The sequence below is a fragment of the Miniimonas arenae genome (assembly GCF_006351005.1).
Lineage (GTDB): Bacteria > Actinomycetota > Actinomycetes > Actinomycetales > Beutenbergiaceae > Miniimonas > Miniimonas arenae.
In genome coordinates, this window is record NZ_VENP01000051.1 from 1 (window position 1) to 22712 (window position 22712).

22 protein-coding genes and 2 tRNA genes are annotated in these 22712 nt (G+C 73.0%); 11 read left to right on the forward strand and 13 right to left on the reverse strand.

Annotated elements, in window-relative coordinates; genetic code table 11:
- A partial coding sequence (locus tag FH969_RS15990; protein WP_139987379.1) for an ATP-binding cassette domain-containing protein occupies positions 1-272 on the forward strand: 272 nt, incomplete at its 5' end.
- A 47-nt stretch (positions 273-319) separates the two neighbouring features.
- Here the strand turns inward: FH969_RS15990 and FH969_RS11865 are convergent.
- The 6 genes from FH969_RS11865 to FH969_RS11890 form a co-directional block, all read right to left on the reverse strand.
- Positions 320-601 (reverse strand): chorismate mutase, encoded by a 282-nt coding sequence (locus FH969_RS11865; RefSeq protein WP_139987389.1) that lies wholly within the window; start codon positions 599-601, stop codon positions 320-322.
- Positions 602-708: 107 nt separating this feature from the next.
- Positions 709-2001, reverse strand: a complete 1293-nt coding sequence (gene clpX / locus FH969_RS11870; protein ID WP_139987380.1) for an ATP-dependent Clp protease ATP-binding subunit ClpX — start codon at positions 1999-2001, stop codon at positions 709-711.
- Positions 2002-2207: 206 nt separating this feature from the next.
- Entirely contained in the window at positions 2208-2873 is a 666-nt protein-coding gene (locus FH969_RS11875) for an ATP-dependent Clp protease proteolytic subunit (protein ID WP_281285377.1), read from the reverse strand.
- A 17-nt stretch (positions 2874-2890) separates the two neighbouring features.
- Positions 2891-3496, reverse strand: coding sequence for an ATP-dependent Clp protease proteolytic subunit (locus tag FH969_RS11880; RefSeq protein ID WP_108720252.1), 606 nt, complete (start codon positions 3494-3496; stop codon positions 2891-2893).
- Between the two features lie 261 nt (positions 3497-3757).
- Positions 3758-5377 carry a trigger factor gene (tig, locus tag FH969_RS11885; protein WP_139987381.1) on the reverse strand — a complete coding sequence of 540 codons (1620 nt, stop codon included), beginning with the start codon at positions 5375-5377 and terminating at the stop codon, positions 3758-3760.
- Positions 5378-5972: 595 nt separating this feature from the next.
- A tRNA-Pro gene (locus tag FH969_RS11890) sits at positions 5973-6046 on the reverse strand.
- Positions 6047-6186: 140 nt separating this feature from the next.
- Here FH969_RS11890 and FH969_RS11895 point away from each other — a divergent pair.
- A tRNA-Gly gene (locus FH969_RS11895) sits at positions 6187-6260 on the forward strand.
- A gap of 140 nt (positions 6261-6400) precedes the next feature.
- On the opposite strand, the gene FH969_RS11900 is transcribed toward FH969_RS11895, so the two are convergent.
- Positions 6401-7480, reverse strand: a complete 1080-nt coding sequence (locus FH969_RS11900; protein WP_139987382.1) for a ScyD/ScyE family protein — start codon at positions 7478-7480, stop codon at positions 6401-6403.
- Positions 7481-7581: 101 nt separating this feature from the next.
- Positions 7582-8343, reverse strand: coding sequence for an AfsR/SARP family transcriptional regulator (locus tag FH969_RS11905; protein WP_108719570.1), 762 nt, complete (start codon positions 8341-8343; stop codon positions 7582-7584).
- A 389-nt stretch (positions 8344-8732) separates the two neighbouring features.
- Between FH969_RS11905 and cysK the strand changes: the two genes are divergently transcribed.
- Together cysK and epsC are read left to right on the forward strand one after the other, a co-directional pair.
- Positions 8733-9668 carry a cysteine synthase A gene (cysK, locus tag FH969_RS11910; protein ID WP_108719569.1) on the forward strand — a complete coding sequence of 312 codons (936 nt, stop codon included), beginning with the start codon at positions 8733-8735 and terminating at the stop codon, positions 9666-9668.
- Between the two features lie 147 nt (positions 9669-9815).
- Positions 9816-10415: a serine O-acetyltransferase EpsC gene (epsC, locus tag FH969_RS11915; RefSeq protein ID WP_139987383.1), complete on the forward strand. Its 600-nt coding sequence runs from the start codon at positions 9816-9818 to the stop codon at positions 10413-10415.
- 8 nt (positions 10416-10423) lie between these two features.
- On the opposite strand, the gene FH969_RS11920 is transcribed toward epsC, so the two are convergent.
- Positions 10424-10864: a hypothetical protein gene (locus FH969_RS11920; RefSeq protein WP_139987384.1), complete on the reverse strand. Its 441-nt coding sequence runs from the start codon at positions 10862-10864 to the stop codon at positions 10424-10426.
- Between the two features lie 257 nt (positions 10865-11121).
- On the opposite strand from FH969_RS11920, the gene FH969_RS11925 reads away from it, so the two are divergent.
- The 6 genes from FH969_RS11925 to FH969_RS11950 all read left to right on the forward strand — a co-directional run bounded on the left by FH969_RS11925 (position 11122) and on the right by FH969_RS11950 (position 18199).
- Entirely contained in the window at positions 11122-12024 is a 903-nt protein-coding gene (locus tag FH969_RS11925) for an ABC transporter ATP-binding protein (RefSeq protein WP_108719566.1), read from the forward strand.
- Positions 12025-12153: 129 nt separating this feature from the next.
- Positions 12154-13257, forward strand: coding sequence for an aliphatic sulfonate ABC transporter substrate-binding protein (locus tag FH969_RS11930; RefSeq protein WP_139987385.1), 1104 nt, complete (start codon positions 12154-12156; stop codon positions 13255-13257).
- Positions 13254-14096: an ABC transporter permease gene (locus tag FH969_RS11935; RefSeq protein ID WP_139987386.1), complete on the forward strand. Its 843-nt coding sequence runs from the start codon at positions 13254-13256 to the stop codon at positions 14094-14096. The genes FH969_RS11930 and FH969_RS11935 overlap by 4 nt, the downstream gene beginning before the upstream one ends.
- A gap of 79 nt (positions 14097-14175) precedes the next feature.
- Positions 14176-16344: an acetate--CoA ligase gene (gene acs, locus FH969_RS11940; protein ID WP_425462463.1), complete on the forward strand. Its 2169-nt coding sequence runs from the start codon at positions 14176-14178 to the stop codon at positions 16342-16344.
- Complete coding sequence (locus FH969_RS11945) at positions 16341-17714, forward strand: O-acetylhomoserine aminocarboxypropyltransferase/cysteine synthase family protein (RefSeq protein WP_139987387.1); 1374 nt, start codon at positions 16341-16343, stop codon at positions 17712-17714. The genes acs and FH969_RS11945 overlap by 4 nt, the downstream gene beginning before the upstream one ends.
- The gene (locus tag FH969_RS11950; protein ID WP_139987388.1) at positions 17711-18199 is read left to right on the forward strand and encodes a CoA-binding protein; all 489 of its coding nucleotides are present in this window, start codon (positions 17711-17713) and stop codon (positions 18197-18199) included. The genes FH969_RS11945 and FH969_RS11950 overlap by 4 nt, the downstream gene beginning before the upstream one ends.
- Before the next feature lie 31 nt (positions 18200-18230).
- Here FH969_RS11950 and FH969_RS11955 read toward each other — a convergent pair whose 3' ends face one another.
- The 3 genes from FH969_RS11955 to FH969_RS11965 form a co-directional block, all read right to left on the reverse strand.
- Entirely contained in the window at positions 18231-18746 is a 516-nt protein-coding gene (locus FH969_RS11955) for a GyrI-like domain-containing protein (RefSeq protein WP_159096579.1), read from the reverse strand.
- Between the two features lie 124 nt (positions 18747-18870).
- The gene (locus tag FH969_RS11960; protein ID WP_108719560.1) at positions 18871-19923 is read right to left on the reverse strand and encodes an Fpg/Nei family DNA glycosylase; all 1053 of its coding nucleotides are present in this window, start codon (positions 19921-19923) and stop codon (positions 18871-18873) included.
- Positions 19916-20287: an MGMT family protein gene (locus FH969_RS11965; RefSeq protein WP_108719559.1), complete on the reverse strand. Its 372-nt coding sequence runs from the start codon at positions 20285-20287 to the stop codon at positions 19916-19918. Before FH969_RS11965 ends, FH969_RS11960 begins: the two co-directional genes overlap by 8 nt.
- A 123-nt stretch (positions 20288-20410) precedes the next feature.
- Between FH969_RS11965 and FH969_RS11970 the strand changes: the two genes are divergently transcribed.
- Positions 20411-21259, forward strand: coding sequence for a hypothetical protein (locus FH969_RS11970; protein WP_108719558.1), 849 nt, complete (start codon positions 20411-20413; stop codon positions 21257-21259).
- A gap of 198 nt (positions 21260-21457) precedes the next feature.
- Here FH969_RS11970 and FH969_RS15295 read toward each other — a convergent pair whose 3' ends face one another.
- Positions 21458-22621 (reverse strand): HNH endonuclease signature motif containing protein, encoded by a 1164-nt coding sequence (locus FH969_RS15295; RefSeq protein WP_234417540.1) that lies wholly within the window; start codon positions 22619-22621, stop codon positions 21458-21460.
- Positions 22622-22712: the final 91 nt, after the last annotated feature.

Below are 22712 nucleotides of genomic sequence, written 5' to 3' on the forward strand. Positions count from 1 at the left end.
CGGCGCGTGACCTCTCCGGCGGCGAGGTCCAGCGCACCGCGCTCGCGCGTGCTCTGGTCAACTCACCGCAGATCGTCCTCGCCGACGAGCCCACCGGAGCGCTCGACGCCGACCTGCGTGACGCGTCAGCGGACCTGCTGTTCGATGAGTGCCGCCGCCGCGGTGCCGCCCTGCTCGTGGTCACACACGACCCGTCGGTGGCAGCGCGCGCCGCCCGCGTGCTGCACCTCGACGGCGGTCACCTCACCGACGCCACATCCGCTCGTACGTGAGGCAAAGTCGAGGGTGGGCTCAGGCCGGGACCGCAGTCCTGCGCGGCTCAGCCCTGGGCGGCGATGGCCTCGTGGTGCCGGATCACCTCGGCCACGATGAACGCGAAGAACTTCTCCGCGAACACCGGGTCGAGTCCGGACTCCTCTGCCAGCGCCCGCAGCCGGGCGACCTGCTCGGCCTCGCGAGCGGGGTCGGAGGCGGGTAGCTCCAGCTCAGCCTTGAGCACGCCGACCTGCTGCGTCGCGCGGAAGCGCTCGGCCATGAGGTGCACGAGCGCGGAGTCGATGTTGTCGATCGAGTGGCGCAGCCGGGCGAGCTCGGGCGGCACTGGCGAGGCGGCCGCGGCAGCCGGGGATCCCGACGCGGAAGGCGACGTCGCCGCCGCGACGGACGCGACGCCGTCGTGCGTACCGTCGTGGCGCTGGAGCGCCTCGCTCACGCGGGCTTCTTCTCGCGCGTGGCGCGCGAACGCGCGGAGGTCAACGGCGAGCGCAGCACGAGCGTCGGGTCCAGCCGGTCCACGACGCACTCCCGCGTCACGACGACGCGCTCGACGTCCTCACGCCCGGGCACGTCGAACATGACCGGCATGAGCACCTCCTCGAGGATGGCGCGCAGCCCGCGCGCACCGGTCCCGCGGGCGAGAGCCTGGTCCGCGATCGCGCCGATCGCCTCGTCGGTGAGCTCGAGCTCCACGCCGTCCAGCTCGAACATCCGCTGGTACTGCCGCACGAGCGCGTTCTTGGGCTCGGTGAGGATGCCGGCGAGGGCCTCCTGGTCGAGCTTGCTCACCGTCGCGACGACCGGGAGACGCCCGATGAACTCCGGGATGAGGCCGAACTTGTGCAGGTCCTCGGGCCGGACCTTGGCGAACAGGTCCTCCTTGTCCCGCTCGTTCAGCGGGGCGTTGAAGCCCACGCCGCGGCGGTGCGTGCGCGAGGCGATGATGTCCTCGAGGCCGGCGAACGCGCCCGCGACGATGAACAGCACGTTCGCGGTGTCGATCTGGAGGAACTCCTGGTGCGGATGCTTGCGCCCGCCCTGCGGCGGCACCGAGGCGACGGTGCCCTCGATGATCTTGAGCAGCGCCTGCTGCACGCCCTCCCCGGAGACGTCACGGGTGATGGAGGGGTTCTCGGCCTTGCGCGCGATCTTGTCGATCTCGTCGATGTAGATGATCCCGGTCTCGGCCTTCTTGGTGTCGAAGTCCGCGGCCTGGATGAGCTTGAGGAGGATGTTCTCCACGTCCTCACCGACGTAGCCCGCCTCGGTGAGGGCCGTGGCGTCGGCGATCGCGAACGGCACGTCGAGCATGCGCGCGAGGGTCTGCGCGAGGTAGGTCTTGCCCGTGCCGGTCGGGCCGATGAGCAGCACGTTGGACTTGGCGATCTCGATGCCGTCGTCGTGCAGCCGGGCCGGACCCTGGGCGGCCTGGACGCGCTTGTAGTGGTTGTAGACCGCCACCGAGAGCGACTTCTTCGCGCGCTCCTGGCCGACGATGTACTGCTCGAGGTGGGCGAAGATGTCGCGCGGGGTGGGCAGCGCGGTCAGCACGGTGGGGGCGCTCTCGCTCTCGGCGAGCTCCTCCTCCACGATCTCGTTGCACAGCTCGATGCACTCGGTGCAGATGTACACGCCGTGACCGGCGATGAGCCGCTTGACCTGCTTCTGGCTCTTGCCGCAGAACGAGCACTTGAGCAGCTCGGTCCCGTCGGTGGGGTGGGCCATGCCTACTCCTCCCCTCCAGGGCGGTCCGCACCGCCGTCGTCCGATGTTCTGCCGGCTCGCACCGGGCCACTCCACCTTAAGCGGGCAGGGCCTGTCACGTGCGAAGCGGCGGGGCAGGCGTGTCGCCCACCCCGCCGCCCCCGACGGTCCAACCCTCACCCCGCCGTGCGCTGAGCACGGCCTGAGCACGGCCTGAGCGCGTGCGCTCAGCGAGCGGGCAGCTGCGCCTTCTTGCGGCTCTCGAGGACCTGGTCCACGAGGCCGTACTCCAGTGCCTGCGCGGCCGTGAGGATCTTGTCGCGCTCGATGTCGCGACGGATCTCCTCCACCGGCTTGCCGGTGTGCTCGGCCAGCGTCTCCTCGAGCCACTCCCGCATGCGCAGGATCTCGTTCGCCTGGATCTCGATGTCCGACGCCTGCCCGTACCCGCCGCCCGACATCGCCGGCTGGTGGATGAGGACGCGAGCGTTGGGCAGCGCGAGGCGCTTGCCCGGCGTGCCGGCGGCGAGCAGCACGGCCGCAGCGGACGCCGCCTGGCCGAGGCAGACCGTCTGCACCTGGGGGGAGATGTACTGCATCGTGTCGTAGATCGCCGTGAGCGCCGTGAAGGAGCCGCCGGGCGAGTTGATGTACATCGTGATGAGGCCGTCGGGGTCCTGGCTCTCCAGGACCAGGAGCTGCGCCATCACGTCGTCGGCCGAGGCGTCGTCCACCTGCACGCCGAGGAAGATGATGCGGTCCTCGAACAGCTTCGTGTAGGGGTCCTGGCGCTTGAAGCCGTAGGCGGTGCGCTCCTCGAACTGTGGCAGGACGTACCGGGCCGACGGCGCGCCGGCCGAGTGCCCGAACGCGCGGGACTCGATGAGGTTCACGTGGTTCTCCTTGCCGTTCAGTCGGTCGTCCCGCCGCCGCCGCGGACCGCGGCAGCGTGCGACACGACGTGGTCGATGAAGCCGTACTCCAGGGCCTCCTGCGCCGTGAACCACCGGTCCCGGTCGGCGTCGGCGTTGATCTGCTCCACCGTGTTGCCCGTCTGCTGAGCGGTCAGCTCGGCCATGACGCGCTTCATGTGCAGGATCAGCTCGGCGTTGATGCGGATGTCCGTGGCCGTCCCACCGATGCCGCCCGAGGGCTGGTGCATCATGACGCGGGCGTGGGGGGTCGCGTAGCGCTTGCCCTTCGCCCCCGAGGCGAGCAGGAACTGGCCCATCGAGGCCGCCATCCCCATCGCGACGGTCGCCACGTCCGGCTGCACGAACTGCATCGTGTCGTAGATCGCCATGCCCGCGGTCACCGAGCCGCCGGGCGAGTTGATGTAGAGCCAGATGTCCTTGTCCGGGTCCTCGGCTGCCAGGAGGAGCATCTGCGCGCAGATCGCGTTGGCGTTCTCGTCCCGCACCTCCGACCCGAGCCAGATGATGCGCTCCTTCAGGAGCCGGTTGTAGACGTGGTCACCCAGTCCGAACCCCTTCGGGTCCGAGTTCGCCTGCGGCATGTCGCTCACGTGGCACTCCCGTTCTCTCCTCGGCGCCACCGCCCGCGGCGGCAGCGCGTGTTCATCGACCCTAACGTTCCGGGATCGGGCTCCCATGCCCGCGAACGTGCCGTTTCGCTGACGGCGCACTCTCGCGCGAACCGGTGCTCGCCGTCGTGCGTGTTCTCGTCCTCGCCGTCCTTCGGGACGCCCCGACGACGGCGAAGGGCCGCCCCTACCGGGACGGCCCTTCGCGCTGGGGTGCTTCGCGCACCGCGGATGTCACTCGGCGGCGTCGGCCCTCTTCTTGGCGGGCGCCTTGCGGGTGCGGGCCGGCTTGGCGGGCGCCTCGTCCCCGGCCTTCGCGTCGTCGGCCTTGGCGTCGGTCGTCGCCTCCTCGTCAGCCTTCGCGGCCTTCTTGGCGGGCGTCTTGCGGGCGCGCGCCGGCTTGGCGGGCGCGTCGTCAGCGTCGGCAGCGTCGGCAGCGTCGGCAGCGGCCGGAGCCTCGGTCGCCTCGACGGAGGCGAGCTCGTCGGCCAGGTCGGCCTCGGCGGGCGTGGCCACCTCGACGACCTCGACACCCTCGTCAGCCACGTCGAGCTCGACGTCGGCGCCCGCCTCGGCGTCGTCCTCGTCGGCCCCGATGAACGGCGTGAGGTCGACGGCGAGCCCGTCGGCGTCCACGACGGTCACCTTGCGCAGCGCGAGGGCGAGCGACTTGTTGCGCGCGATCTCGCCGACGAACACGGGGATCTGACCCGTCCGGTCGGCGTTCTGGACGAACTCGTTCGGGTCGACGCGGTACTGCTGCGCCGTACGAACCAGGAAGTCGAGGAGCTCGTTCTGGGAGACCTGCACGGAGAGGCTCTCGGCGAGCGCGTCGAGCAGCAGCTGACGGCGCAGGGCGTCGGTCGCCTCGACCTGGACCTCGGCGCGGTGCTCGTCGTCCTCGAGGCGGTCCTCGCTCTCGAGGTGGCGGACCACCTCGGCCTCGACGACGGCGGCCGGGACCGGGAAGTCGACGGCCTCGAGCAGCGCGTCGAGCAGCTTGTCGCGGGCCTGGACGGCCTGGCCGTTCACCTTGCCGGTGGACGCCTGGGCGCGCAGGTCCGCGCGGAGCTCCTCGAGCGTGTCGAACTCGGAGGCCAGCTGGGCGAACTCGTCGTCGACGTCGGGCAGCTCCTGCTCCTTGACGCCGGTGACCGTGACGGTGACCTCGGCCTCCTCGCCCGCGCGGTCGCCACCGGCGAGCGGCGCGGTGAAGGTGGCGGTCTCGCCCGCGGCGAGGCCGGTGACGGCCTCGTCCAGACCCTCGAGCATGTTGCCCGAGCCGATCTGGTAGGAGATGCCGGAGACCGTGTCGACCTCCTCGCCGTCGATCACGGCGGTGAGGTCGAGGACCACGAAGTCGGTGTCGGCGGCCGCGCGCTCCACGCCCTGGAGGGTCGCGAACCGCTGGCGCAGCACCTCGAGGCGCTCCTCGATCTCGTCGTCGTCGACGTCGACCGGGTCGACCTCGAGGGTGAGGGAGGAGAGCTCCGGCAGCTCGAACTCGGGGCGCACGTCGACCTCGGCCGTAAAAGTGAGGTCGCCCGCCTTGTCCACGGGGACAGCCGTGACCTCCACGTCGGGCTGACCGAGCGGGCTCACGCCGGACTCGCGAACGGCGTCGCGGTAGAAGCCCGGCAGCGCGTCGTTGACCGCGTGCTCGAGCACCGCGCCGAAACCGATGCGCTGGTCGATGATGCGCGGGGGCACCTTGCCCTTGCGGAAGCCGGGGATCGAGACGTCCTTGGCGATGTGCTGGTACGCGTGGTCGATGCTGGGGGTCAGCTCCTCGTAGGAGACCTCCACGGTCAGCTTGACGCGCGTGGGCTCGAGGGTCTCGACGGCACTCTTCACGGTGACTCTCTCTGGTCGAACGGATGACCGGTGCGGTCATGGCACATCGGCCCTCGGCACGCGGGAGCGGGGCGGGGCCGACCGTTGGGGGCGCGGGCGTTGCGCCGCACACTGGCGTCCATGGTACTCGCGCGCCGCCCTCGGCCGATTCGGGGGGTGCGCGGCGGGCGGGGCCGGTGGGGCAGGGTCTGCCGGTGGGCAGGTCTGCCGGAGCGAGCGGGGCGGGGCCGGTGGGGCAGGGTCTGCCGGAGCGACCGAGGCGTGCGCAACTGCGGATGACCGGGCACAGCTGCGGACCACCGGCGGCGTCCCCGCCCTTCGCCCCGGCGTGTCCGGCGCAACACGCCGGGCGCCAGAGACTGTCGTCCGCAGCTGTGCACCAGGCGTCCGCAGCTGCGCACCGGGAGCGCGGGCGGCGCCGCCCTCTTCAGCAAGCGAAGGCCCGCACGGCTGGCGCCGGCGGGCCTCACGTGTGTCGGGATGACAGGAACCACCGCTGCGCGAGGCTCGTTTTTCGCCGCCCACAGCGGCTCCCGGCATCTCGTCCCCCGACACCGAAGGCCCGCACGGCTGGCGCCGGCGGGCCTCACGTGTGTCGGGATGACAGGATTTGAACCTGCGACCCTCCGCTCCCAAAGCGGATGCGCTACCAAGCTGCGCCACATCCCGGAGCGCACACCCGGTGCGCCGAGGCGATTCTAGGTGGCTGGTGGGTGCGCCGCCGCAGCGGGCGGAGGACGGGGAGCGGCTACACTCGACGTCGGCGAGGCAAGCGCTGGTCAGCCCAGACAAGCCCTGGGCAGCCTCTCGCGGATGTAGCTCAATGGTAGAGCCTCTGCCTTCCAAGCAGATGGTGCGGGTTCGATTCCCGTCATCCGCTCCACACGAACGACGGCGGGCTCCCCTCGGGTGGGGAGCCCGCCGTCATGCGTTCGCGACCAGGCCTAGAAGCACCGCTGTCCGTCGACGCACGACGGCGAGCTCACCTCGCGAGGTGAGCTCGCCGTCGTGCCTCGACGTGCGTCAGGGCACGGGCACCGACACGATCGCGCCGGACGGCCCGAATGCCCCCGTGCTCACGTACAGCGTGCCGCGCTGGTACTCGACGGCCGCGGGCGAGTCGAGTCCGGTGAGGAACGGCGACGGCGCCGCACCGCTGCGTGCTGAGGAGACGGTCCCCGGGAAGATCTCCGCGACGTACCCGGTGCCGTCGCGCCCGATAGCCAGACCGGACGCGGAGAACAGCCCCGAGACCGCCACCGACGCACGTCCCGAGATCGGGTTCACCTTGTAGACCGTCGCGGCACCCGGGATGGACTCCCCCGGCGCGCCGGGGAGGGAGGTGACGTAGAGCATCCCGTCGCCGCCGAGCTCGATGTCGGTGGGCACGCCCTCGGCCAGGAACTCCTTCCCCACCACGCAGTCCGGCGCGCCGAGCGCCGCGGCGATCTCTGCCGTGACCACGTGCGGCGAGGGCGGCAGCACCCAGAGGGGCTTCACCTTCCCGCCGACGATGCGCCAGACCGTGTTGGCCCCGGCGTCCGCCACCACCGTCACGAGCCCGGGCAGCGCCACGCTGCCGTACGGGTGCGAGAAGACCTCCCCCGAGTGGACGGCCGGAGCGCCCACCGTCTCCTCGAACTCGGCCGCGCACGCCTCGTCGAGCGGGTCGTTCACGAAGCCGTAAAGCTGTCCGCCATCGGGGTTGAGCCTCGCCTCGGCCGCACCGAGGTCGGCCACCGTGGTCGTGCTGCCCCACGGGGAGAGTCTTTTCATGAGCGTCGAGGAGCCGGCCTCGCTCACGGTGGTCTCGGCGTAGGTCACGTAGCCGGCGAGCACGCTGACGGCGCCGAGCTCGCCGCTCACGGTCGCGAGGTCGGTCCGCGCCCCGGAGGGCTTGATCCTCGTCAACACCGACGGAGTCGACGGGTCGAACGACACCTGGGCGACGTAGATCGTCCGGTCGAGATCGACGCCGAACGAGAGGGGCGCCGCGAGCCCGGTCGCGACGGTGGTGGGTGTGGGCTCCGCGGCCGCCGGGACCGCGGGCGCGAGCGCGAGCAGTCCTCCGATCGCGGCGACAGCAGCAAGTGAACGACGCATTCGATCCCCCGACCTGTGAGTGGCGCCCCTGCCGCGCACAGCGTGGCGAGTGCGGGTTCACGGCATCGTCACCGGACGGTCACTGCGGCCTCACTGCCACCTCATGGCAACCGGTCCTGTGGGGGGTCGGGCCCGTCGAGCGCCAGGGCTCGCAGCGCCCAGACCCCCGGCCCCGGCGAGATCCTCAGCTCCGTCTCGAGAAGCGCCGCGCAGCGCTCGAACTGCCGCAGCGCCTCCGCCCGATTGCCCTCCGCCAGGTGCGCGGCCATCAGGGCGGCGTGCGCCGACTCGCGCAACGCGTCGCCGGCCAGCGCCACCTGCGCGGCCTGGACCGCCTGCCAGTGCCGGCCCGCGTCGGACAACGCGGCGGACGCGGCCTCGAGGGCGTGCAGGCGCAGCTGGCGGTAGGAGTCTCGGTGCGGGTCGAGCCACGGCTCGTCCTCGTCCTCGGCGATGTCGAGGGACAAGCGCTCGGCGGCGGCCAGGAGGTCGGTGAGGTCGGCGTGCCCATCGAGGATGCGGCGGGCGAGCAGGCGCAGCTCGCGCAGGTCGAGCCCGACGCGCGGTGCGAGTGCGACGCGGTGCGCCTCCAGCGCGATGACGTGCGTCCGCTCGGGCACCAGCCAGAGCGTCGAGGACAGGTTGGACGTCGCGCGGCCGAGCGGTGAGTCCGGCCAGAGCGCACCCGCGAGCGCGTGGCGCGCTGCGGCGCCGTCGTGCACCGCGAGGAGGGCGAGCAGGCGCCGCACGCGGCTCGGGATCGCGAGGGGTCGGGAGTCGACCTCGAGTGCGAGGCTCGGAACGACCCGGAGCACGACGGCGGGCACGGTACAGTCCGCGACGTCCGTGTCCGCATCTGCCATGGGACCTCCGAGGTGGCATCTCGGAGGCTATCGGCCCCGACGGCCCGTGCTCCAGGGCATTGCCCGCAGAGGTCGGACAAGACCGGCCACGGTGACCGCCCACACAGACCGGCCACAGAGACCGTCCATCGAGAACCTCCACCGGGGACGTCGACCGAGTACGGGTGAGGCCCCGCGCAACGCTCGTCGTCGAGCGATAAGTTCAGCCGTAGCCGAACGGTCCCCGCCGTTATAGTTGTCAGGGCAACAACGCGGCGCGGGGAGTCGCGGCCAGCCGGACGAGGTCGCCGCAGGTCGACCCCGCGCACGACCTGAACAGGACCCAAGCAGGAACCAAGCAGGCCCCAAGCAGGACCCAGACCTCGCACCATCGGAAAGGACCGACACCCATGGCACGCATCTACGAGGACGTCACACAGCTCATCGGCAACACCCCGCTGGTCCGGCTCAACCGCCTCACCGAGGGCGCCGGCGCCACCGTGCTGGCGAAGCTCGAGTTCTACAACCCCGCCAACTCCGTCAAGGACCGCATCGGCGTCTCGATCGTCGACGCGGCCGAGGCGAGCGGCGACCTCAAACCGGGCGGCACGATCGTCGAGGCCACCTCGGGCAACACGGGCATCGCGCTGGCGATGGTCGGCGCGGCGCGCGGCTACGACGTCGTCCTCACGATGCCGGAGTCGATGTCCAAGGAGCGGCGCGCACTGCTGCGCGCGTTCGGCGCCGAGCTCATCCTCACCCCGGCCTCCGAGGGCATGAAGGGCGCCGTGAACCGCGCCGACCAGGTCGCCGCGGAGCGCCCCGGTGCGATCCTCGCGCGCCAGTTCGCGAACGAAGCGAACCCGGCGATCCACCGCCGCACCACGGCCGAGGAGATCTGGGCCGACACCGACGGCGAGGTCGACATCTTCGTCGCGGGCATCGGCACCGGCGGCACGATCACGGGCGTCGGCCAGGTGCTCAAGGAGCGCAAGCCGGAGATCACGATCGTCGCGGTCGAGCCGGCGGAGTCCCCGATCCTCAACGGCGGCGCGCCCGGCCCGCACAAGATCCAGGGCATCGGCGCGAACTTCGTGCCCGAGATCCTCGACACCTCGATCTACGACGAGGTCATCGACGTCAACGCCGAGAAGGCCGTGGAGGTCGCCCGCCGCGCCGCCGCCGAGGAGGGCCTGCTCGTCGGCATCTCCTCCGGCGCCGCGATCGAGGCCGCGCTGCAGCTCGCCAACCGCCCGGAGAACGCCGGCAAGACGATCGTCGTCATCGTGCCGTCGTTCGGTGAGCGCTACCTCTCCACCATCCTGTACGCCGACCTGCTCGACTGACGCCTCGTTCGTCAGCACCACGAAGACCGTGCCCGACGGCGTGGCGCGCCTCCTCCGGGAGGCTCGCCACGCCGTCGGGCACGTCCGGCGGCGGGCGCGCGTCCGCTCCCCCGCCGCCGAACCCAGCCCTCTCCCGATCGGAGCGTCATGACCGCCGCAGCCCGCCCTCGCGCCCTCGACGCCGTGCGCGAGGACATCGCCGCGGCCCGGCGCAACGACCCGGCCGCCCGCAGCGACCTCGAGGTCGCGCTCGTCTACTCGGGGCTGCACGCGGTATGGCTGCACCGGCTCTCGCACCGGCTCTGGACCGCGTCGGTGGTGCTGCGTCCCGCCGCGCGCGCCCTGTCCCAGTTCGGCCGGTTCCTCACCGGCATCGAGATCCACCCCGGCGCCACCATCGGCCCGCGGCTCTTCATCGACCACGGCATGGGCGTGGTGATCGGCGAGACGGCCGAGGTCGGCGCCGACGTCATGCTCTACCACGGGGTCACGCTCGGGGGGCGGACCTCGTCGCACGGCAAGCGCCACCCCACGCTCGGGGACCGCGTGGTCGTGGGCGCCGGCGCGAAGGTGCTCGGCCCGGTCACGATCGGCGAGGACGCCCGGATCGGGGCCAACGCGGTCGTGGTGCACGACGTGCCGGCCGGCGCCGTCGCCGTCGGCGTGCCCGCCACGGTGCGCCAGGTGACGCGCACGACCGAGGAGGTCGACGCCTCGCTCTACCTCGACCCCGCGATCTACATCTAGGCCGGCGGCTACCCCACCCCGGCGCCGTGGAACAGCCAGCGACCGCCCTGCCTGACGAGCTGGAAGGCCCAGCTGGTCTCGACGCCCTCCTGCATCGAGGCGTCGACTCCCCACGGCACGAAGTCGACGACCACACCCACGATCTCGGGCCCGGACGCATCGGCCTGGCTCTCCGGATCCTCGTACACGGCGCCGATCCGCGCGTCCCGCATCGTGGCCCCGTGCTCGACCCACCAGTCCAGCTGCGACGACCCGTCCTCGCTGAGGTTCCGCACGAGCTCCGCGTCCCCGGCGTTCACCGCGTCGACGAGCGCCTGGACCACCTGGGCGGGCTCCGCGTCGGGCGCCGGCGACGCGATGACCGAGCCCGACGGCGAGGAGCACGACACACAGAGCGCGGCCGTCCCGACGGTGACGACGAGGCCGGCCACACGCATCCGGAGACCCATCCTCGCAACGTAGCGCGCGGCGCGGCGCGGATCGGCGGGAACGCGCGACACAGCCGGACCGACTGCGCGCGGCGCGTCGCAGCTCGGCGAGAGCGCCGCTACCCCAGCCGGACCGCCGACTCGTGGCCGCGTCCGTGCCGCGCCACCTCGTGGACCGCGGGTCCGAGGAGTGAGACGCGCAAGGGTCGGTTTGTGGCCGGTACCCCCGCTCGGCACGGTAGGCACGCCCCGCCCGCCGATCCCCGAGGATGCCGGAGATGTCCGCCGCCACCGCGCTGCCCGTCACGATCACGGGCGTCCGCCGGGCCTTCCCCGTCCCCGCCTCACGCGGCGGACGCGCCGACCGAGCCTCTCGCAGCGTCCGACGCGGCACCACCGGCGGCACGGTCCCCGCGGAGCGGATCGTCCTGGACCAGGTCGACCTCACGGTCGAGCCGGGCGAGATCGTGGCCGTCATCGGCCCGTCGGGCTGCGGCAAGTCCACGCTGCTGCGCCTCCTCGGCGGCCTCGACACCCCGTCCGCCGGCACGTTGCGGATCGGCGACCAGATCGTCACGGGCACCGACACCCGCACCGCGATCGGCTTCCAGGAGCCGCGGCTGCTGCCGTGGCGCACGGTCGCGCAGAACGTCGCGCTCGGCCTGCCCCGCGGCACCCCGCGCAGCGAGCGCGCCACCCGCGTCGCCGAGCTGCTCGAGCTCGTGGGCCTCACCGCCTCGGCCGACCTGCGTCCCCGGCAAATCTCCGGCGGCATGGCCCAGCGCGTGTCGCTCGCGCGCGCCCTCGCCCGCCGCCCCGGGGTCCTGCTCCTGGACGAGCCGTTCGGCGCCCTCGACGCCCTGACCCGGCTGCGCATGCAGGAGGAGCTCCTGCGCGTGCACGCCGCGCGCCCTACCACCGTTCTGCTCGTCACGCACGACGTCGAGGAGGCCCTCTACCTCGCCGACCGCGTGGTCGCCCTGCGCACGGTGTCCGACGGCGAGCACTCCCCCGTCTCCGACGTCGCCCCCTCGGTCGTGCGCGTCCTCGACGTGCCGGGCGCGCGTCCGCGCGACCGCGCCGACGCACGCCTCGCGGAGTTGCGCGTCGAGCTGCTCGAGGGGCTCGGCGTCGTGACCCACCACGTGTCGGGGGCAAGCGAGCCCTACCCCGCGATCTAGCCGCGGCCACCCGCATCGCCGGGTCGGCCCAGCCCAGAACGACCCGGCCCCCGCACCACCACCAGAACGACTCAGACCCGCACCACCCAGATCCAGCACCACACAGACCCCCCGACCGAAGGACATCCCATGACCTCGCCCCGCCTCGCCCTGCGCGGCCTCGCCCTGGTCGCCGGCGCCGCGCTCCTGCTCACCGGCTGCGTCGCCGGCGAGGGCTCCGACCAGGCCGACAACGCTGCGACCGACGTCGCTGACGGCGCCACGTCGGACGCCGCGACGGACGCGGCCACCGACGCGGCCGACGGCGCCGCGACCGAGTGGTCGGCCGACACCCTGAGCATCGACTGGGCCACGTACAACCCGCTCAGCCTCGTGGTGAAGGAGAACCACTACCTCGAGGACACCCTCGGCGACGCCGTGACCGTGGAGTGGGTGCAGTCGGCCGGCTCGAACAAGGCGAACGAGGCGCTGCGCGCCGGCGCGATCGACGTCGGCTCGACGGCCGGCTCGGCCGCGCTGCTCGCCCGCGCCAACGGCAGCCCCATCCACACGATCGCGATCTACAGCCAGCCCGAGTGGTCCGCCCTCGTGGTCCCCGCCGGCTCGGACATCACGAGCGTGGCGGACCTCAAGGGCGAGAGCGTCGCCGTCACCAAGGGCACCGACCCGTACTTCTTCCTGCTCCAGGCGCTGGAGACGGCCGGGCTGACGGCCGACGACATCACGATCCAGAACCTCCAGCACGCCGACGGCAAGGCGGCGCTGGAGAACGGCTCGGTGGACGCGTGGTCGGGGCTCGACCCGCTCATGGCGGCGAGCGAGGAGACCGCGGGCAGCACCCTCATCTACCGCAACATCGACTTCAACACCTACGGGTTCCTCAACGCGACCCAGGACTTCCTGGACGCGAGCCCCGACCTCGCCCAGATCGTCGTCGACGCCTACGCCAAGGCGCAGGAGTGGGCCGCGGAGAATCCCGACGAGCTCGTGAACCTCCTCGCCGAGGCCGCCCAGATCGACCCGGCCGTCGCCAGCACGGTGATCACCGAGCGGACCAACCTCGAGGTGTCCCAGGTGCCCGGCCAGGCGCAGCTCGACGTCCTGACGATCGTCGCCCCGATCCTCGTGAGCAACGGCGACGTCGCGACCCAGGACGCTGTCGACGACGCGCTCGACGCCCTCATCGACCCGACGTTCGCCGAGAAGGCCGACCCGAGCACCATCACCGAATGACGACGGTGTCCGACCAGCAGACGGCAGCGAGCACCCGTTCGCAGCGCGCGGCGACGACGGCGAGCACCCCGCGCCGGTCCCTCCTGGACCGGCGCGGGGCCGCCGTCGTCGGGGGACTGCTGCTGCCGGCGCTGCTGCTGCTCGGCTGGCAGCTCGTCACCACCACCGGCCTGGTGCTGGCGTACAAGCTGCCCACTCCCGCGAGCGTCTGGGCGGCCGCGGTGGATCTCGCCTCGAACGGCGACCTCTACCTCTACACCGCGATCTCCACGCAGCGCGTGCTGCTGGGGTTCGCGATCGGCTCGGCGCTCGGGCTCGTCGTCGGGGCCGTCGTCGGACTCTCCCGGCTGGGCGACGTCCTGCTGTCCACCACGCTCGGCGCGATCCGCGCCGTGCCGTCGCTCGCCTGGGTGCCGCTGCTCATCCTGTGGCTCAAGATCGGCGAGGAGTCCAAGATCACGCTCATCGCAATCGGCGCGTTCTTCCCGGTCTACACGACGGTGTCGGCCGCGCTGCGGCACGTCGACCCGCACCTCGTCGAGGCCGGCCGGGTCTACGGCCTGCGAGGCGTCAGCCTTCTCACCGGCGTGCAGCTGCCGGCCGTGCTGCCCAGCGTGGTCTCCGGGCTGCGCCTCGCGCTCGCGCAGTCCTGGCTGTTCCTCGTGGCCGCCGAACTGATCGCCTCCTCGATGGGCCTGGGCTTCCTGCTCGTGGACTCCGGCAACAACGGCCGCGTCGACCGGATGATCCTCGCGATCGTCATGCTCGCGCTGATGGGCAAGCTCACGGACGCCCTCATCGGCCTGCTGGAGCGGCGCGTGCTGCGCCGCTGGACATGAGCCCCGCCCGGTCCGAGCACGCCGCACCCGAGCCCACCCCGATCCGCAGCTGAACGATCCCCACCCGACAGAAGGCGCAGTGACCACGACCCGCATCAACGCCCTGGCCCCCGCGAGCGTGGCGGCCGACTCCGCGACGTTCGCTCCGCCGTCGGGCCTCGCGGCGACCGCGAACGTCACCGCGGAGGCCTACGCGCGAGCGGAGGCCGACCCGCTGGCCTTCTGGGCGCAGGCCGCCGAGCGGCTGGACTGGGCCACGCCCTGGGAGCGCGTCCTGGACTGGACGCCCCCGCAGCCCGGGCCCGACGGCGAGCTCGCCCCGCCGAGCGCGGCCTGGTTCGTCGGGGGTCGGCTCAACGCCGCGGTGAACTGCGTCGACCGCCACGTCGCGGCCGGGCGCAGGGACAAGGTCGCACTGCACTGGGAGGGCGAGCCCGGTGACCGGCGCACGCTGACGTACGCGGACCTGCAGCGCGAGGTCGCGCGCACAGCGCACGCGCTGACGGCGCTCGGCGTCGAACCCGGCGACCGGGTGGTGATCTACCTCCCGGTGATCGTGGAGACGATCGTCGTGACGCTCGCCGTCGCGCGCCTCGGCGCGGTGCACTCGCTCGTGTTCGGCGGCTTCTCGGCCGAGGCCGTGCGCTTCCGCGTGCAGGACACCCGCGCGAAGGTGCTCGTCACGTCCGACGGGCAGTTCCGCCGCGGCCGCGCCGTGCCCGTCAAGCACTCCGCCGACGAGGCCGTGGCGGGGCTCGACCACGTGGAGCACGTGCTGGTCGTGCGCCGCACGGGCGAGGCCACCCCCGACGTGCCGTGGACGCCGGGCCGCGACGTCTGGCTGCACGAGGCCACCGCCGATGTCCCCGACGTCCACGAGGCGCAGCCGTTCGACGCCGAGCACCCGCTGTTCGTCATCTACACGTCCGGCACCACGGGCAAGCCCAAGGGTCTCGTGCACACGACCGGCGGCTACCTCACGCACGCGGGGTGGGCGCACTGGGCGCACTTCGACGCGCGCGAGGACGACGTGCACTGGTGCACCGCCGACCTCGCGTGGGTCACGGCGCACACCTACGAGATCTACGGCCCGCTGCTGGGCGGCCTCACGCAGGTGATCTACGAGGGCACGCCCGACACGCCGCACCGCGAGCGCCACCTCGAGATCATCGAGCGGTACGGCGTCACCGTGTACTACACGGCGCCCACGCTCCTGCGCTCGCTGCACGCGTGGTGGGGCGAGGAGCTCCCGGCCGGGCACGACGTCTCGAGCCTGCGCCTGCTCGGCACCGTCGGGGAGTCGATCAACCCCGAGACGTGGCTGTGGTTCCGCCGCACGTTCGGCCGGGGCGAGCTGCCGATCGTGGACACCTGGTGGCAGTCGGAGACCGGCGCCGCGATGGTCGCGCCGCTGCCCGGCGCCACGACGCTCAAGCCCGGCTCGGCCACGCGCGCGCTGCCCGGCATCGCGATCGACGTGGTGGACGACGGCGGCGCCTCGCTCCCGCGCGGCACCGGCGGCACGCTCGTGGTCACCCGGCCCTGGCCCGGCATGGCGCGCACGGTGTGGGGCGACCCGCAGCGCTACCTCGACTCCTACTGGCGCGAGTTCGCGGGCGCGGGCGAGTGGGGCGGCTACTTCAAGGCGGGCGACGGCGCCGTCATCGACGCCGACGGCGACCTCTGGCTGCTCGGGCGACTCGACGACGTCGTGAACGTCTCGGGCCACCGGCTGTCCACGATCGAGGTCGAGTCGGCGCTCGTCGCGCACCCGCTCGTGGCCGAGGCGGGCGTGGCGGGGGTGCTCGACCCCGTCACCGGTCAGGCCATCGCGGCGTTCGTCGTGCCGGTCTCCGCGCCGGCCGACGGGGCGGACCTCGCCGCGTGGCACGCGGCCGCCGACGACGTGGCCGGGGCGCTGCGCGAGCAGGTCGCCCGGACGATCGGCCCGGTGGCCAAGCCGCGTCACGTGGTGCTCGTGCCCGAGGTGCCCAAGACCCGCTCGGGCAAGATCCTGCGCCGCCTGCTCGCACAGCTGCACGACGGCGAGCGGCTCGGCGACACGACCTCGCTGCAGAACCCGTGGGCGGTCGAGCGCATCGGGGCCGCTGTCGCGTACCGTGCCACCGCCGCCCCGCGGGACGCCGGGCCGGGCCGCGCGCCCGTCGACCCGGGTGCCCGTGCCAACTGCCAGCCCGACCGCCAGCCCGACCGCCAGCCCGACCTCGCCGACCAGGGAGCCCGATGACCGCCGTCCAGGAGAACCCGTCCCCCGAGGGAGCAGCCGAGCGCTCGACGGGTCGACCCAGCGAGCGCCGGTTCGGGTTCCGCACCCGGGCGTTGCACGCGGGTGGCATCCCCGACGCCACCACCGGCGCGAGGGCCGTGCCGATCTACCAGACGACGTCGTTCGTGTTCGACTCGACCACCGACGCCGCGAACCTCTTCGCGCTGCAGAAGTACGGCAACATCTACAGCCGCATCGGCAACCCGACGGTCGCCGCGTTCGAGGAGCGGATCGCCTCGCTCGAGGGCGGCATCGGCGCGGTCGCGACGGCGAGCGGCATGGCCGCGGAGTTTCTCACCTTCGCAGCCCTCGCCGGCGCCGGGGACCACGTCGTCGCCTCCGCGCAGCTGTACGGCGGGACCGTGACGCAGCTCGACGTGACGCTGCGCCGGTTCGGCGTCGACACGACGTTCGTGCCCGGCACCGACCCGGCCGACTACGCCGCGGCGATCCGGCCCGAGACGAAGGTGCTCTACACCGAGGTGGTGGCCAACCCCTCGGGCGAGGTCGCGGACCTGGCGGGTCTGGCCGCCGTCGCGCACGAGGCCGGCATCCCGCTCGTCGTGGACTCCACACTCACCACGCCCTACCTCGTGCGGCCGTTCGAGCACGGCGCCGATCTCGTCATCCACTCGGCCACGAAGTTCCTCGGCGGCCACGGCACCACGCTCGGCGGCGTGGTGGTGGACCGCGGCACGTTCGACTGGGGCAACGGCAAGTTCCCCACGATGACCGAGCCGGTCGCCTCCTACGGCGGCGTGCAGTGGTGGGGCAACTTCGGGGAGTACGGGTTCCTCACCAAGCTGCGCTCGGAACAGCTGCGGGACATCGGACCGGCGCTCTCGGCCCAGTCGGCGTTCCAGCTGCTGCAGGGCGTGGAGACGCTGCCGCAGCGGATGGACGCGCACCTGGCGAACGCCCGCGCCGTCGCGACGTGGCTGGACGAGGATCCGCGCGTGACGTCCGTGGCGTGGGCCGGGCTGCCCAGCCACCCGCACCACCCGCGCGCCGCGGCGCTCACACCGCTGGGGCCGGGGTCGGTGTTCTCGTTCCGGCTCGCGGACGCCCCGGACGGCCGGTCCGGCCGCGAGGTCGGCGAGCGGTTCATCTCCGAGCTGCGGCTCGCGAGCCACCTGGCGAACGTGGGCGACTCGCGCACGCTCGTCATCCACCCCGGGTCCACCACCCACCGCCAGCTCTCGGCCGAGCAGCTCGCCGCGGCCGGCGTCCCCGACGACCTCGTGCGGCTCTCGGTGGGTCTCGAGGACGCCGAGGACATCCTGTGGGACCTCGACCAGGCCCTCGAGGCCGCGACGGGAGTGACGCGATGACCGCGCAGCGCACCTGGGTGGGCCCGACGGCGCCCGAACGACTCGCGATCCTGCGCCGCACCCGCAGCGTGGCGATCGTGGGCGCGAGCGACAACCCGTCGCGCGCGTCGTTCTTCGTGGCGACCTACCTGCTGTCGAGCTCGCCGTACGACGTGTACTTCGTGAACCCGCGCGCCAAGGAGATCCTCGGCCGGCCGGTGTACGCCTCGCTCGCGGACCTGCCGGTGGTACCCGACGTCGTCGACGTCTTCCGTCGCCACGACGACCTGCCGGGCGTGCTGGACGAGACGCTCGCCGTCGGCGCGAGGACGCTGTGGCTGCAGCTGGGCTCGTGGCACGAGGACGTCGCGCGGCGCGGCGAGGAGGCGGGGCTCGAGGTCGTGATGGACCGCTGCCTCAAGATCGAGCACGCGCGCTTCCACGGCGGGCTGCACCTCGCGGGCTTCAACACGGGGGTCATCGACTCGCGCCGTCCTCGGCGCTGACCTCGCCGAGGGCTGAGCCGACGAGCCGGCGTCAGACCGTGTCGGTCACCACGACCTGCACGAACAGGTCTGTGCGCAGGTCCTCCGGCGCGGTGCTCGTCGGGTCGGACACGTAGACCTCGAGCCAGCGCGGCTCCGTCTCGGCGCCTCCGCCGCGCACGTCCTCGACCAGCGTCTGCCAGGACGCGCCGAGCCCGTCGTAGGAACCGAGGTGGCTCAGCGTCGCGTACTCCCCTGCCGCCAGGTGCGAGGGTCGGACCACCAGCTCGCCCACCGTGACCTCCTCGGGCAGCGGCTCGCGCAGCGTGCAGCCCACCTCGAGGTCGAACGTCGCCTGCGGGTCACCGTGATAGACGGCGAGGGCCGGGACGTCGAAGGTGAGCCCGGCCTGCTCGAGCGCCTGCATGACGGCCGGGAACGCGCCGTCGAACGCCTGCCCCACGGTTGCCATCGTCGCGCCCTCGTACCGCACGACGGCGGTCGGCACCTCCTCCAACGTCACCCACGCGACGGTCCGGCGGGGCTCCTCGGGAATCTCCAGCGTCATCGGTCGGCCTCTCTGCGCGGCGGTGCGGGGCGGGTCGTGCGACGGGACCGTCTCCGGCATCCGGACGAGGTCACGCGTCTTCCGCCATCGTGGCACCGCGCGTCGGCGCGGGCCAGACAGCTGCTCACCTCCGGCGCTGGCACCCCGGGCACCAGTACACGCGCCGGGTCGCGAGGTCGTCGACCATCACGCGCCGCCCGCACCGCAGGCACGGCCGCCCGTCGCGGTGGTAGACGTACCAGGCGTCCTCGGGGACGACGCGGTCGGCGGGATCCGTCGTGACGATCCGGCCGGTGGCAGCGCCGTCGGCCATGAGCACCACGGCGTCGTCCCACAACGCGCGCAGCGTGCGCGCCGCGATGCCGGTGCCCGGCCGCAGCGGGTGCAGCCGTGCGCGGTAGAGCAGCTCGGCGCGGTAGATGTTGCCGACGCCTGCGAGCACGCCCTGGTCCATGAGCTGCGCGCCCACCACGGCCCGCGAGCGCCGCACCGCGGCGACGAACCGCTCGCGACCCGCGCCGTCGGGGTCGGGTCGCAGCGGGTCGGGGCCGAGCGCGGCCTCCACGGCGACCTTCTCCGGCGTCGTGATCACCTCGCACCGCGTCGGTCCGGTGAGGTCGGCGACGCCGTGCTCACCCACGATCCGTGCGCGTACCTGGCCGCGGGGCGGCGGCGGGACGAACGTGCCCGACGGCGGGGGCGAGCGATCCGCCATCGGCTCGCGTTCGCCGTCGGGCGCCTCGCCGGAGGTGGACTGTGCGGAGGTGGACTGTCCGGCTCGTGCGGCCGAGGCGGCGGTCTCGGGCGGCTCGACGGGGTCGGCGCCGAGGAGCGGGCGCTCCTCCTCCGCGACGCGCACGCGCGGCGCACCGATCGCGTGAGGTCCGGCGAACGCATCGTCGCCGGCGAACGTCCAGGCGCCGTAGAGGCCGAGGTGGACGTGCAGCCAGTGTGGCTCACCTGACGACGCCGAGCCCCGCGGCAAGGGAGCCGGCTCGGGCTCGACGCCGAGGAACAGGTTCTTGCCCCAGGCGTCGGTCGCCACGAGCCGGCCGCCGTCCAGGAGCGCGGCACCCGCGGCGAAGCGTCCCTGGGGCGAGGTCACCCGCAGCCGCTGGCCGCCGAACCCGTCGAGGAACGCGCGGGCGAGGCGGTGGATGGAGTGACCCTCAGGCATCGTCGACCTCCTCGTCCTCGTGGTCGTGCGGCACGACGTCGAGCACGAACGCGTGCAGCGCCGCACCGAGGTCGACGCGTGCGCCGCGCAGCGCGACCCCCTCGGCCCGGAGCCGCTCGAGCTGGCGGGTCGCGACACGCTCGGCCGGAGCGCCCGACGCGGTGACGACCCGCCACCACGGCACCTGGTCGCCGTGCAGCGCCATGATCCGCCCGACCTGGCGCGCGCTCCCCCGCCCGCACCGCAGCCGGGCCTCGACGGCGAGCCGGCCGTAGGTGGTCACCCGACCGGGCGGGACCTCGGCGGCCAGGTCGAGGACGCACTCGACGAGGTCGGGCGCGACGGCGCGGGGTGTGGGGACCATCCGCCCATCCTGCCCCGACATCGCCGACGACAACTGCCCCGACAACGGCGACGCTTGCGGAGCCCTGCGCTCCGTAATCGTCGCCATCAACGGCGCGAGAGTGCGCACGTAGACTGGATCGCCGTGACCGCCACTCCCGAGCCCGCACCGCAGCCCGCCGAGAGGGATGCGGTCCCAGGCGCACAGCAGGCGACTCCCGCACCCCAGGCTCCCTCCGCCGTCGAGCACTCGTGCGAGCACTGCTCCGGTGCGGGCCACGGCGAGACCGCCACGCCGGGCGACCGCGCGGCAGAGCACATCGCCCTCGCCCGCCGCCGCCTCGTGCCGCGTCTCGTGCTCGGGGTGCTCGGGCTGCTCGCGTCTCTCGTCCTGGCGCAGCGCCACGACATCGCGATCGGCACGACGACGCTCGTCTTCCTCGCCGCGGGCGTTGCCTGGCTCGTTGCCGCGTGGGGCGGCCTCCTGCTGGGCGCGCTGCTCACGCGCCGCGGCGTGCGGGTGCAGCTCGCGCTCGGTCAGGTCATCGCCGCCGCGCTCGCGCCGCTCACCGCGCTTGTCCTCGCCCTGCCCCTCGCGCGCGGCACGGGCCGCGCAGTCCTCGACGGCGACGCCTCCCTCTCGACCCTGCTCCCCGCGATCGTCGCTGCCGCGTCGGGCTGGTTCCTGGCCGCGTCGATCGGCGAGCTCGTGCGCGTCCTCGCCCTCGGCCGGGAGGTGCACGAGCAGGACGACCGCGGGCTCCTCGCCCGCGCCGAGGCGGGGCGCCTCACGCTGCCCGCGATCCAGCGCGCCGAGGTGCTCGCGCTCGGGCTCGCGGTGGTCTACGGCGTGATCGTCGCCGCCATCGCGGTGCTGCCGTGGCTGGTGCTCGTGCTGGTGCCGCTCACGGCCGCCGGTGCGGCCTACCTGGGGCTGCGGCCGGCGGCCGCCGAGGCACAGCGCAGCACAGCCGCTGGAACTGCAGCGCGCTAGTCACTGACGCCGACACCATCCTGCAGGCTGCTCCCCGTTCGCCGAACGGCCGCCCGAAACTTCCGGGACGGATCGCCCGCGTCGCCGACGCACTGGTGGTCATCCGGCCGAACGCCACGACCTGCTCATCGTGGTGTTCGCTACGGCGCTGCTCGTCATCCTCTGGCGCCGCACACCGTCGCCGCTTGGCGAGACCCCTCAGCAGCGGTGGTAGTGGTTGGTGTGCTGGGTGGTAGGTGTCCAGGTGGTGCGGTAGGTGAGGGTGGGGCCGGGGGTGATGGTGGGTCTCGCGCCGGGTCGCGGCGAAACGATGGCCCAGTCGCCGGTGTGGATGAGGTGGTGGTGGTAGGGGCAGAGGAGAGCTGCATTGTCGGTGCTGGTGGTGCCGCCGAGGTACCAGGGGATGATGTGGTGGGCGTCGCACCAGGTCGCGGGGATGGTGCAGCCGGGGAAGAGGCAGCCGCCGTCGCGTGCGATCAGCGCGGTGCGCATCCAGGCGGGGACGAGACGGTGGGTGCGGCCGAGGTCGAGGACGCGCGAGTCGGTGCCCAGAACGACGGGGACGAGGTCGGCGTCGCACGCCAGGCGTCGCACGGAACGCAGGGATACGGGACCGGAGTGGATGAGCCAGGCGACGCCGTCGAGATCCTGCTCGCCGTGCGCGGACGCGTCGGTGTGCGTGGTCGGCGGCCGGGCGGGTGCGGCGGGGCCGGATCGCCTGCGCGGGTCGGACCGTTCATCCGGCTCTCCGACATCGCGTGTGGCTGACTGCGCCCTGTCTCGAGCGTTCGGGGCGTTCGGAGCGTTCGGAGCGTTCGGAGCGTTCGGAGCGTTCGGAGCGTTCGGGGCGTTCGGGGCGTTCGGAGCGTTCGGGGCGTTCGGAGCGTTCGGGGCGTTCGGGGCGTTCCCCGCTTCAGCGGAGGCTCGGGTCCGGTCACGGAGGGCGGCGAGCAGGTCGGCGCCGTCGAGGGTGACGATGACCTGGGTGGGTGCTCCGCCGGTGGCCGGGAGGGCTCGGGTGCGCAGGGCGCACGTGCTCGCGGCGATGAGGGTGTCGAGCATGATCTGGGCGCGGGTGCGCTGCTCCGTCGGCACGAGCACAGGCGTCCCGACCGTCTCACTCCGACGGGATGCGCCGCTCAAGCCGGTCCCGGCGTGGCCGTCGACCGTCTCACCCACGCCGCGGCTGTCATCCTCGGCCGTCGTGCCCTCGCTGACCGGGACGTCTGGCGTGCCGTCGTTCGAGGCGGCGGACACGTCGCCCGAGCTCACGGGAACGCTCGTGCGGGGGTTGGTGCCGGTGTCGAAGACGGTCTTCAGGACCTCCAGCTGAACGGCGTCGACGAGGCGGATGGTCGTCAACCCCTGGCGGGTGGGTCCTGGACGCCCTGCTGGATGTGCTTGAGGCTTTCGCTGGGCGCTGCCCCGTCGGGATCGGCCACGGCCACGGCGT